This is a genomic window from Paraburkholderia sp. GV068 (assembly GCF_003058125.1).
In the GTDB taxonomy this organism is placed as follows: Bacteria; Pseudomonadota; Gammaproteobacteria; order Burkholderiales; family Burkholderiaceae; genus Paraburkholderia; species Paraburkholderia graminis.
On the sequence record NZ_QBUB01000006.1, the window covers coordinates 330,835 to 341,997 of the forward strand.

General features: G+C 62.7%; 7 protein-coding genes. 3 read left to right on the forward strand and 4 right to left on the reverse strand.

The window, feature by feature from the left end; translation table 11 throughout:
• Nucleotides 1-149 precede the first annotated feature (149 nt).
• Nucleotides 150-1,220 (forward strand): glycosyltransferase, encoded by a 1,071-nt coding sequence (locus tag C8K18_RS15600; protein ID WP_107708082.1) that lies wholly within the window; start codon nt 150-152, stop codon nt 1,218-1,220.
• A gap of 52 nt (nt 1,221-1,272) precedes the next feature.
• Here the strand turns inward: C8K18_RS15600 and C8K18_RS15605 are convergent, their stop codons facing one another.
• The gene (locus C8K18_RS15605) at nt 1,273-2,403 is read right to left on the reverse strand and encodes a phage tail protein (protein ID WP_107708084.1); all 1,131 of its coding nucleotides are present in this window, start codon (nt 2,401-2,403) and stop codon (nt 1,273-1,275) included.
• 2,580 nt (nt 2,404-4,983) lie between these two features.
• On the opposite strand from C8K18_RS15605, the gene C8K18_RS15620 reads away from it, so the two are divergent.
• Nucleotides 4,984-5,817, forward strand: coding sequence for a DUF932 domain-containing protein (locus tag C8K18_RS15620; RefSeq protein ID WP_107708088.1), 834 nt, complete (start codon nt 4,984-4,986; stop codon nt 5,815-5,817).
• A gap of 140 nt (nt 5,818-5,957) precedes the next feature.
• The gene (locus C8K18_RS15625; RefSeq protein ID WP_107708089.1) at nt 5,958-8,354 is read left to right on the forward strand and encodes a ParB/RepB/Spo0J family partition protein; all 2,397 of its coding nucleotides are present in this window, start codon (nt 5,958-5,960) and stop codon (nt 8,352-8,354) included.
• 432 nt (nt 8,355-8,786) lie between these two features.
• Here C8K18_RS15625 and C8K18_RS15630 read toward each other — a convergent pair whose 3' ends face one another.
• Genes C8K18_RS15630 through C8K18_RS15640 form a run of 3 tightly spaced genes read right to left on the reverse strand, consistent with a single transcriptional unit; the run spans nt 8,787 to nt 10,728 of the window.
• A complete protein-coding gene (locus C8K18_RS15630; protein WP_107708091.1) occupies nt 8,787-9,461 on the reverse strand; it encodes a hypothetical protein in 675 nt (224 codons plus the stop codon).
• 46 nt (nt 9,462-9,507) lie between these two features.
• Nucleotides 9,508-10,200, reverse strand: coding sequence for a P-loop NTPase (locus C8K18_RS15635; protein WP_107708093.1), 693 nt, complete (start codon nt 10,198-10,200; stop codon nt 9,508-9,510).
• A 9-nt stretch (nt 10,201-10,209) separates the two neighbouring features.
• Nucleotides 10,210-10,728, reverse strand: a complete 519-nt coding sequence (locus C8K18_RS15640) for a hypothetical protein (RefSeq protein ID WP_107708094.1) — start codon at nt 10,726-10,728, stop codon at nt 10,210-10,212.
• Nucleotides 10,729-11,163: the final 435 nt, after the last annotated feature.

Genomic DNA, 11,163 nt, shown 5'->3' on the forward strand with positions numbered 1-11,163 from the left:
CAACGGCTCCCCCTCTTTATCACGGGCGCATCCTGCCGTTCAGGATAATATGCGCACGCTGGAAAATAGCGTCGACGCTCGTAGTTCTTTTTAGGAATGTATACGCGGCGCTGAACAGATGACACCGTCCACGCGACCATGGGAAATAGATGAAGAAAATCTGCTTGAGCATGATTGTGAAGAACGAGGCGCCAGTCATCGAAAGGTGCCTCACAAGCGTCAAACCATGGATCGATCATTGGGTAATCATCGATACAGGCTCTTCAGACGGTACGCAAGACATCATTCGGCACTGTATGGCGGGCATTTCCGGGACATTGCATGAGCGAGTCTGGCGGGATTTCGCGCACAACCGCAACGAAGCGCTGACACTCGCCAGGCCGCACGGCGACTACCTGTTCTTCATCGACGCCGACGAAACCCTGCAGATGGAGGCAGGTTTCGCATGGCAGCAGCTTGAAGCGGACGGTTACCAGTTCCGCTGCCAGCTCGACGAATGGCAATACCTGCGCAATGCACTTGTCGCGGCGCATCAACCCTGGCGCTGGGAAGGCGTATTGCACGAGTACCTGACTCAGGAGTCGCCTCATTCCTGGCAGATTCTGCCGGGCGCGACGATTGTCGTGTCTCGCGACGGTGCCCGTGCTCGCGATACCAACACCTATCTGCGCGACATCGAAGTGCTGGAAAAAGCGGCACGCAACGAGCCTGATAACCCTCGCTATCGGTTTTACCTCGCTCAGAGCTACCGGGATGCCGGCCGGCTGGAGGATAGCATTCGCGTGTACCGAGAGCGGTGTGGAATGGAAGGATGGGATGAAGAGCGCTGGTTCGCGCTCTTTCAGATCGCATCCCTAACTGAACTCAGTGGCGCAAATCCGAACGAAGTTCGCGAGGCGTACCTCGCGGCATATCAAGCTCGTCCGCATCGCGCTGAGCCACTCAGCCGACTCGCGGCGTATCACCGGCTGCGCGGTGAGTTCGCGTTGGCGCATCTGTTCGCGCGGCAGGCGGCTGCGATCGCGCGTCCTACGGACACGCTGTTCGTCGACGAATCGGTCTACGCCTGGCGGGCTCTGGACGAGCTGGTGGTGAGCGCGTATTACGTCGGTGCTATCGAGCAGGGGCGTATCGCGCTGCAGCGGCTCCTGCGCGAACAGAAATTCCCGCAGGAGCATCGTCAACGCATCGAGGGAAACCGACAATATTTCGGGCTGTAGAGGCTACCTTGCCGGGCGGCCTGTGCCTCGATTACGCCCTATCCAGGCTGCTTCAGCTACGCGACGGATAGGTACCGTCATTGCAGATCATGTAGGTCAGGCCGTTCGGCGTGACTGACGCCAGGTTGGGCAGCGCAAAGGTTGTTACGCCGTCTCCACCGAAGGCAGTTCCCAACAAGCTGAAAAGCGCTGGGTTCTGCGAGATGCTGAGAAGCTGGCCATTTGCAGGCACCCCCACGCCGACGGCGGCCGCCGTCAGCCAGACAGTACCGAGCGTGCAGGTGTCGCCCGTTCCCGGGGCAGCATTGCCCGGATTACCGAGTCCCGGAACCGAACCTGTGGCTCCCTGTGCTCCCGTGGCGCCGGTAGCACCGGTAGCACCCGTGGCTCCGGTCGGGCCGGTCGCGCCGGTTGGCCCCGTTGCTCCGGTTGCGCCCTGGATACCTTGCGCGCCGGTCGCGCCCGTCGGCCCCATAGCACCCGTCGCGCCGTTGGAACCCGCAGCACCGGTGGCGCCCGTCGCACCGGTCGCGCCGGTGGCTCCAACCGGCCCAACATTGCCGCTCACAAGTTGCTGGGTAATCGTCGCCAGAGTACTGTTGGTGGCCGCGAGCCGTGCGCTCAGCAACTCCAGTCCGTCGTCGTATGCATTGCCGGAAACCGCCTGAAACTGTTGATTCATGAGATCGATCGCATTGACATTCACACCGAGCTTAGCCAGCAATTGCCCGGTTTGCGCAACTGCGGTGGCAATCCGACTGCTGGCCGCACTCGCCGACGCAGCGGAGAACCCATTGAAGAACGTCTCTGTGTCGGAATTCGCCGCCGCGCCTGCCGTGACGAGTTCGGTGAACGGCGTCACGTTAATAGTTCCCGGCGAAGCAGCATAGGAATGCAGGACCAATCCCGACGAAGCCGAAACGCGAATCACACACGGCAACGTTAATCCGGCAGTTGAAACCGACCACGAACCGTCCGCCGCGGTCTGGGTTGAGGCGTGCCCGGCAACGCAATTCAGTGACACCTGACCGTTGGCAATGGGCGCGCCTGTCGCCGCGGTACCTTTCATCGACGCCGGCACAATGCCCTGACCGGTTGCCGCAGAATCCGAACCGCCGCAGCCACTGAACAATGTCGACACAGCGATCGAAAGCAAAATCGCCGTACTTTTTTTCCCCTGCATTTTTATTCCTTTGATTCGATATATGCCGCTCTTTATCTCAAGCCCGGTGTTCTCCTGGATTCAAGAAACGTCCGCAGGCGATCTGCGTCGCCCGGGCGAAGGTCGATATTGGTCCCGGGGGACTTCCGGTTTTCGATACATTGTCAGTCAGCCAAAGTGAGCGGATGCCTCCGACCAGACGCGCAACCGAGCATTGTTATTAGCCATTTCTTACTTAGACTTTCGGTTCGCCGGGGCGAGAATAATCGTATTTCTCCGCTAATTCAACGGAAAAATCACGCCTTAGAAAATTATTGGAGCGGTGAAGTCGCACGGCATTAAGACATCGTTGCGGACTCAATGAAGGCCTAAAAGTGGACTCTGATGGCAAATTCGAGGATTTGTGACACTTCGCCCGGCTTTCGACGGAAGCGTGTCCGCGATATTTACTCAAGTTGAAAGACATCGACTGCTTGCGAGCGGCCGTTGCAGAGACGGCAGCGGTCATCTAACTCCAACCTCTAATCGTCGCTTAGTGGCCGGCAGCACTCGTTCGCAGAAACCGCAGGAAAGCGCCGCCGAGGCTTCCAAGCGTCCGGGCCGCGGACGCATGTCCAACGAACACAATCTGCCATCAACGGCCTTGGCGGTCGCGCAAAGATAGTCATTCAACTGGCTGCTCCATACCGATCAACGGACCCTCAACGTGGCCATCCACTCCGCAAACTGCTGCCAGCCGAATGTTTTCTCGACAGAACTGTTTGTCTGCACGGCGCAGTGCGAACTCGAGTACCTCATGCGATGCTGCCGGTTTTCGCTCGCTGTTTCATCGCCTGCTCAAACGTTCCCCGGAGCGATGTAAGCGGTTTTCACGGTCGTATATGACGCCAGCGCGGAACAGGCGGCGCAACGGCTCAGCGCGCCGATCTCTGCTGCCGTCATCGGAGCGATGCCGACAGAACGCGTCTAACCGCTGCTGTTCGTACTCATCCTCAGCCTGGACGTTGTGTTAAACGAACTCAACACTTTCGTCAAGGAAATGGACGTGCATGGAGGCGTTCAGATCATCGTGCTGGAACATATCGAAGAGACGCATTGGGTCGACCTGGATTGGAGCGATTTCATCTTGTTGATCGCGAGCTGCGCGAGGACTATGGACTGATCCTCAGCCGACCCGCTTCTCCTGCGAAGGATTAGATGTCCTGGCCGAGTCGGTGAGCGATGCCAAACGTCTCTCCACGGATGCGATCGACCCGAACACCGTCAGCAATCCGCAACATTGCTGACATAAAACCCGGCGCGCTTCGAAGTTCGTTTTGGCCGATGAGGCGACGACGGCTCCCGGTGATCGAATGCCGGTTTGCTGAATGAACCTGCCTCCTGAATGTCCGGGCGACGCGTCGGGCGAAAATCCCTTCATGGCCGACTGTTGCCCTGCGAAAAAACTCCCAGGTCCGACGCGATCCTGCCGCACTGCCGCACTGCCGCCAAGGGGCAGCACGCATGCGGACCGGGCCCGGCGTCAATCCCGCGTTTCGTGCGCACCAGCGAGCGCCGCATCAGCGCACAGGAAGAAGGTTTCCTGCCCCTTCAGGCCACGACCTCGCACACGCCCCAGCGCGTATGCAGAATCGCGCCCGCCGGCGCCGCAGGCTCGCCGACTGATCGTGCGCGAAAAGTCACAGCATCTCCCTGACTGTGCATGAAAGGTCCAATCTCGATCACGACCAGCTCGTATTCGCGAAGCTGGATGCGCGATCCGGTAAACGCGCTGGTACGCGAACGTGCGGATACTGGAGCACGCTTTTGCGGCGCGACATCCCGGACATGCATGCTCAAACCTGCGAGCAGTTCACCATCAGCTGGCAAAGGCATGGGTCATTACCGTTTATTTTCCAGTCCGGCATTCTAGCAACGACATGGGCAGATCCGGCGTACGCCGGCAGGCCCCGGCGCACGCAGCGAGCCGTGAAGCACTGGCGACGGGACGTATCCGTAAGCACTGCGCGGTATGACATTCCGGCAAGCTGTCCCGACATCCGCCATAGCCGCAGGAACCAGTAGTCCGGAGCCGGTGACCGCGTCACCGCGAGCCTGATACGTTCACGGGCGTCCCCGCCGCTTGTGCGGCGGGCGGGCTTTCGCGCTGCGCGTCGAGCCGCATAGCGCGTCTCGACCCGGCGGGCATCAATCCCTGACGCAAAACCCCAACCGCGCCCCCCAACACGCTACCCCCAGTCAGGTGAAGGCCGCAGGCGCCCTCCACATTCGCGCTCGCCGCGCGGCGGCTCATCCCGGTCAAACCGCGACGCTTCGCATCCACCAGTCTCCTGTGTTCCCGCCCGACACCCGCGACCGTAGCCGATGGCGGGCAAACGTCAAGGGGCGAGGGACCGTGTTGCCCGCACCCCTCCCTCGCCTTTTTCCCTTGACGTTTGCCCGCCACCGGCTCCTTCAGTCGCACGGGCGCGAACTCAGGAGACTGGCGGCGGCAAAGCCACCCCCCGGGTTCCACCAGGACGAGCCCAACCCCTACAGCGGGGCGGAATCTTGGAGCCCGGTCAGCGCAACACCGATCAACCTCTTGTTGTGGAGAGTGCCATGCAACTCGCTTCCTCTTTCCGTTACGGCTCGCCAATGCTCCGCTCCGACTCCCCCCTGTCGGACGACCAGATCCGCCGTGTCGCCCCGTCCATCTTCGGGCACGGCAAGCACGAAAGCCGCTCGGAGCGCTACACCTACATCCCCACCATCGACGTGCTGCGCGGCCTGCGCAACGAAGGCTTCCAGCCCTTCATGGTCTGCCAGACCCGCGTGCGCGATCAGGCCAGGCGCGATTTCACAAAACATCTGATCCGCATGCGCCCCGCGAACGGGATTACCGGTGAGGACGTCAACGAAATCATCCTCCTCAATTCGCACGATGGGACCAGCAGCTATCAGATGCTGGGGGGCGTCTACCGGTTCGTTTGCCAGAACGGCATGGTCGCGGGCGAAACCGTCGGCGAGGTGCGCATACCCCACAAGGGCAATATCGTGCACAACGTCATCAACGGCGCGTTCGAGGTGCTCGGCGGCTTTGAGCTGATCCGCGAACAGAAGGACGGCATGCGCGCCGTGACGCTCACCCGCGACGAACAGCACACTCTCGCGGGCTCCGCCCTCGCACTGCGCTACGACCCGACCGACGCGCAGGCGCCCGCCCCGATCACCGAAAGCCAGCTTCTGAACGTGCGGCGCTTTGAGGACCGCCACGATGATCTCTGGACTGTCTTTAACCGGATTCAGGAATCGCTAACCAAAGGTGGCCTGCACGGCCGCTCGCGCAGCGGGCGCGCGATGTCCACCCGCCCCATTACCGGCATCGACCAGAACGTGAAACTGAACCGCGCGCTCTGGATGCTCGCGGACGCGATGCGCCAGATGAAGGCGTAAGCACGGCACGGGCGGCAGCCCATCGCCGCCTGATCGCCGCCCCATCGCCGCTGCTCCAGTCAGGACTCCTATCCGGGTCCAGTCCTGACGGTATCCCGCAGCACGCGACCCGGCACCTTCCTTTTCCTGTGGAGTAGATCATGCAAGCCGAAGTCAACACGCAAATGAACGACACCGCAAACGCCGCCGACGCCGACCCCGTCACAGGCGCAACGGCTAACGCCGCGCCACTGCCCGAAACCAGTTTCGGCAACGAGCAGCCGGTCGTCACCGTGCCGTACTCCGCCCTGCGGCGCTCGCCACTCAATGCCCGTACGAAACCATTGTCGGGCATTGACGCGCTCGCCACGAACATCAGGGCAAAAGGGCTGCTGCAGAACCTCATTGTTCACGAAATGAAGGGCTCCCGAGGCAAGCACCGCAAGCTTGCGGTCTGTGCCGGCCAGCGGCGGCACGCCGCGCTCGACCTGCTGTTCGGGCACAAGCACATCACCGCCGACTATCCGGTGCCGGTGCGCATCGTCAGCGAAGGCGAAGCTCTCGCCATCTCGCTCATCGAGAACAGCGAACGCGAGGGACTCGACCCGTTCGACGTGCTGCGTGCCTACCGGTTGCTGGCCGAAGAAGGCCGTAGCGTCGACTACATCGCGGCGCTGTTCTCGGCCGCGCCAATCACGGTAAAGCGACGCATGAAGCTCGCCAGCGCCTCTCCGAAACTGCTTGCGCTGCTGCGCGAGGAGGCCATCACACTCGACCAGCTTTCGGCGCTCGCGCTCACCGATGATCATGAAACGCAGGAGCGCGTCTGGTTCGATGCAAACGAGTGGCAACGCCAGCCCCACTATCTGCGTCAGGCGATCACGCGCACCGAGATCGACGCGAGCCGCAGCCGTCTGGTGCGCTTCGTCGGGCTGGACACCTACGAGGCAGCTGGCGGCTACGTGCGCCGCGATCTTTTCAGCGACGATGAAAACGCCGGATACATTGCCGATGCCGAACTGCTGCAGCGTCTCGCCGCACAGAAGCTCGACGCCGCGGCCGGGGAAGTCCGTGCCGAAGGTTGGGGCTGGACCGAAACGCGTATCGAGCGCGACGTGCTCGAACTGAACCGCTACGGCAGACTGCAACCGGTGCAGCGCGCCCTCACCGATGACGAACAGCGGGAGATGGACACGCTCACCGCACGGCACGACGCACTGGTCGAACAGCTTGACGCCCTCGGGGATGACGACGAAAACGCTTATGAGGAAGCCGAACGGCTCGAAACCGAAATCGACAGGGTGAACGCCACCCTCATCGCGCTCGAGAGCCGCATGCTGACGTGGGATGCGAAGCAGATGGCTGAGGCAGGCGCGTTCGTGATCCTGAACCCTCAGGGCGAACTGGTCATTGAGAGGGGTCTGGTGCGCCGCGAGAACGGCGCGGCGCTGGATGCGGCGGGCGCGACCGTGACCGGCACGCCGGAAGCAGACAGTGAACCAGACGCGGCATCACAACCGGCGCAGAAGGAAAAGCCGCCTCACAGCGCGAAGCTCTGCCAGCGCCTGACCGCGCATCGCACCGCCGCCGTTCATGCGGAACTGATCGCACAACCGTCGCTTGCACTGGCTGCTCTTCTGGAACGCGTGATTCCGGAAGTCTTTCAGGAGCGGTACAGACTCAGCTTCGCCCCGCACGCGCTGGCGCTGTCCTGCAATGGCAACCGGGACAGGCTGCTCGGCGCAGCGGACGACCTGCCCGGCAGCACCGCATGGGGCGTCATCGAGGCGCAGCGCGAGCGGTGGATCCGCGAACTGCCCTCGCGGCGCGCGGACCTCCTGCCGTGGCTGATCGAACAGGACCCCGGCACGACCCTGATGGACCTGCTCGCCTTCTGCATCGGCACCCTGCTCGACGGCATCGCGGGCGAGGAAAAGCCTAAGGCCATCAATGCGCTTGCCAGCGCGCTGAACCTCGACATGACGCGGTACTGGACGCCCACCCGCGCCTCGTATTTCGATCATGTCAGCAAGACGCGCATCGCTGAAGTCGTTGCCAGTGCCGTGTCACCGAAGGTCGCCGCCGATCTCGGCAGGATGAAGAAAGCCGACGCGGCAGCCGCCGCCGAACTGCGGCTCGCCAGGTCAGCATGGTTGCCGGAAATCCTCACTGACCGCGAAGTCCCGGTTGCCTGTCCTTACGGCATGGCCGACGACGCCGACGAGGGCGAGCAGGAGGACGAGGCGGACGAGGAGGACGAGGAGGAAGAGGAAGGCGATACGGGCGATGAAGCGCAAGAGGGGGGCGACGCGCAGCCCGATGACCACGGTCACGGCGACAGCGACGGTATCGATCGCGTCAATGGCACGGAATTCGGTGAAGGCACCCGAAGCCCGTCGCGGGTGGACGGCCCGACCGGGGCACAGGAGTCCGCTGCGACAGACCGGAAGGGTGCGCTGCCCACGTGGCCGTTCCCGACTGCCGCAACCGCTGCCACCGGCGCATCGGCGATAACGGTCACGCCACCTGACGCGTCAATGACGCACAACGCTGCGTAATCGCACGGGTTTCGCCGGTCCGCCCGGTGGAACCCGCAGACCCGGCGCGGCCCGGCAGGACTGCGCCGCATCGCTGCGTGCCGTCCCGCGTGCATATCTGGACGCAGGCAATCATGGAACAATGCATCCAGGTCATCGTGGTGGCGATGAGTGACGGCTCCGCCCAAGTCCTCACAACCCAGGTTGAAGTGACCGGCGATGACTACCCCAACGATGCGCGTTTCCCTATTGCTGTCACGTCGGCTACCAACGCCGGCTTCGTGTCTCCCGTGCTGGCCCGGAAGCGGACGAACTGGCCAGGCTGTGACGGACCTGTGGACATTCATCGCACGGCGCAATGCCATGCACCCACCCTTCGCGCGACGGCCCGAATCACCTTTCCAGTTCTCGCGCCTGTTTGTTATCCGCGCCGTTTATTAGGCCCGCCGTTTGTTATTTACGCCATAGTGTCAGCCAGACAACCATCGCTGCCGCACCGGCCAGCACTGTTAACGCGAGCGCGAGCATGGCCCGCAGCGCGCGCCAGTACCGGCGCTCCAGTGTCTGCGCCCCGGCCTGCGCCTGCCACCCCGCTTCCTGCGTCGCCCTTCCGAAAGCCGCAACAGCTCCATCAAGTTGCGCGCGCTGCCCGCGTGCCGCGATGGCGAGCGCGCCCACCAGACGATTGCCCGCCGCACGTGCGATCCGGTTAGCTGCCCGGTCCACCAGCGCATCGAGCGCGGCCTCGTTCAGCCCTGCGAGAGCGGCCTGGTAGCGCTCCTCATGCTCGTGGATCAGTTGCTCGGCAAGCCGTATCGTTTCCTTGCAGCGCGCGAGTGCATCGCGGTGCTGCGCCATCAGTGCATCGGTCGCTTCCCGCGCTTCGGCACGCATGGTGTCGAGGCCGCCCTCGCCCACTTGCCTGATGCGATCCGGCATCGACTCGTACAGGCGCGCATAGTATTCAAGCACGGCGAGCACCGACCAGAGCGCATCGTTATCGCGCAGGTTCAGCGCCGCGCACACTCGCCGCATACGTGCCAGGCTCGCCTCATCCGGGACCTCGCCCGACACATCAAGGAACAGGCGCGCAAGCGCATCGGGTGGGCGCGCACGCGGCGAGCGCATGGAAAGTCGCGGGCGTTGCCGGGGCTTCTGCGCTCCAGAAGCTCCGTCAGCCATCGGCGATGACTCCCGCAAACATTGCGTCATAGAGCGATCGCCAGCGCAGCAGTTCGGCACGCTGCCCGATGGGCAGCGTCTCTGCCGCCTTGGGCACCGACAGCCGCTGGCTGCGCAGGTCATCGGCCACGCGATCCGCAAGGTCCGGAAAATCCAGCGACTTTCCCTTTGCTTCGATCCCTTTGCGGAGGTTCGAATCCTGATAAAGCGTGAACTTGTCCGCCGTGCCGAAGTACCCATTGCGCACAACATGAGTCATCGCATCAGGAAACGTCGCACCAAACTCGCGAAGGAGTTCCAGACTGTCGCGCTGCCGGTTGATGACCCAGAATACGACGAGGCTGCGCGACAGTTCATCAAGCGTACTGGCAAGCGTTGCGCCATAGCGCGCCACACCCGCCTGATTGCGCGCCGCCGTATTGACGATTACCACCGCGTCGCGCCTGGCATCGCAGTAGTTGACGAGGCCGATCCAGCCATCCGCCTCGTCAAGATCGAACGCCGCACATTCGATCTCGCCGTGAACCGCCTTCATGACATCGGGATTGGAGGTATCGGTCTCGATCAATACGAGGCTCGCGTTGCGCCGTTGCAGGTGATCGGCCAGCGCCAGCGCAACGATGCTTTTGCCCACGCCGCCCTTGCTGCCGCCTACCAGATAGATGGAGTTGAGGTTAGTTGTCATCGCCGTCCTTTACAGGTCGTCGGTATCGGGTCTGATCGCGAATGCGAGCGAACCCTGCACCGGCACGGGTTGCGGTTTGACTTCCGCTTTTCGCCCATGCGGACGCCCTTCAGTGCGTCCGTCTGTACACCCCTGAGGGCGAAGGCTGTTCCCGCGTGACGCGCCGCCCTCCTTTCCCCGGTGCGCGCGCGTCAGTGTCGTGACAGTTCCCTTCGCTGGCGCTCCGGTCGTCGGGCCCGCCTTCTGGCCTGCGCTGTTTCCCTTTCCGGCGCTGTTTCGCTTTCCTTCGGAACGCAGCGCATACCGGATTGTGCCAGCCGTGATATCGATGCCTGCCTGCCTTGCCTGCTCCGCGATCTGCTCCAGCGTGTATCCCTTGCCTTGCGCATGACGGATCGGGGCGCGCACCTCTTTGATCGCTTCGCGAAGACTCAGGCCGCGCTCAGACTCCGGTTTTTCCGGCAGCGCATCGAGCGTCCGGGCAAACGCACTCCATTGCGATTTCATATAGACCCTGGCAACAGGCATCGCCACCTCCAGCGCACATCGGTATACACCGCCTGCGCATCATCGTGCTCACGCACAACGCACCTGTCAACGCGGTCCTTCTTGCGCCGCGAGGCGCCGCAGGAACGCCTGACGACTCTTGAGAACACGCGGGACTAACGCATTATTTTTTCGCGTGTCGTACGCTCGCAACGCTCCTACCCAGACGCATTCCGGTTCGCGGCAATTACGCTGCGGTTCGCGCTGAATCTGGACAGCTCGTCGCCACCGTTACGCACTGCGTTTGCGCCCAGACTGGACGGCCTCACGCCACAACATCACACCGTTAAGGCAACCAGCCTGCACATTCTTGTCAACTCTCAACGCACGCGGTTTGCCCAACGATTCGCCGTTTCTGCGCTGACGTCACGCACACCTTGCACCTCGTATTGCGTCCAGCACCGAACAGGTCCTGTA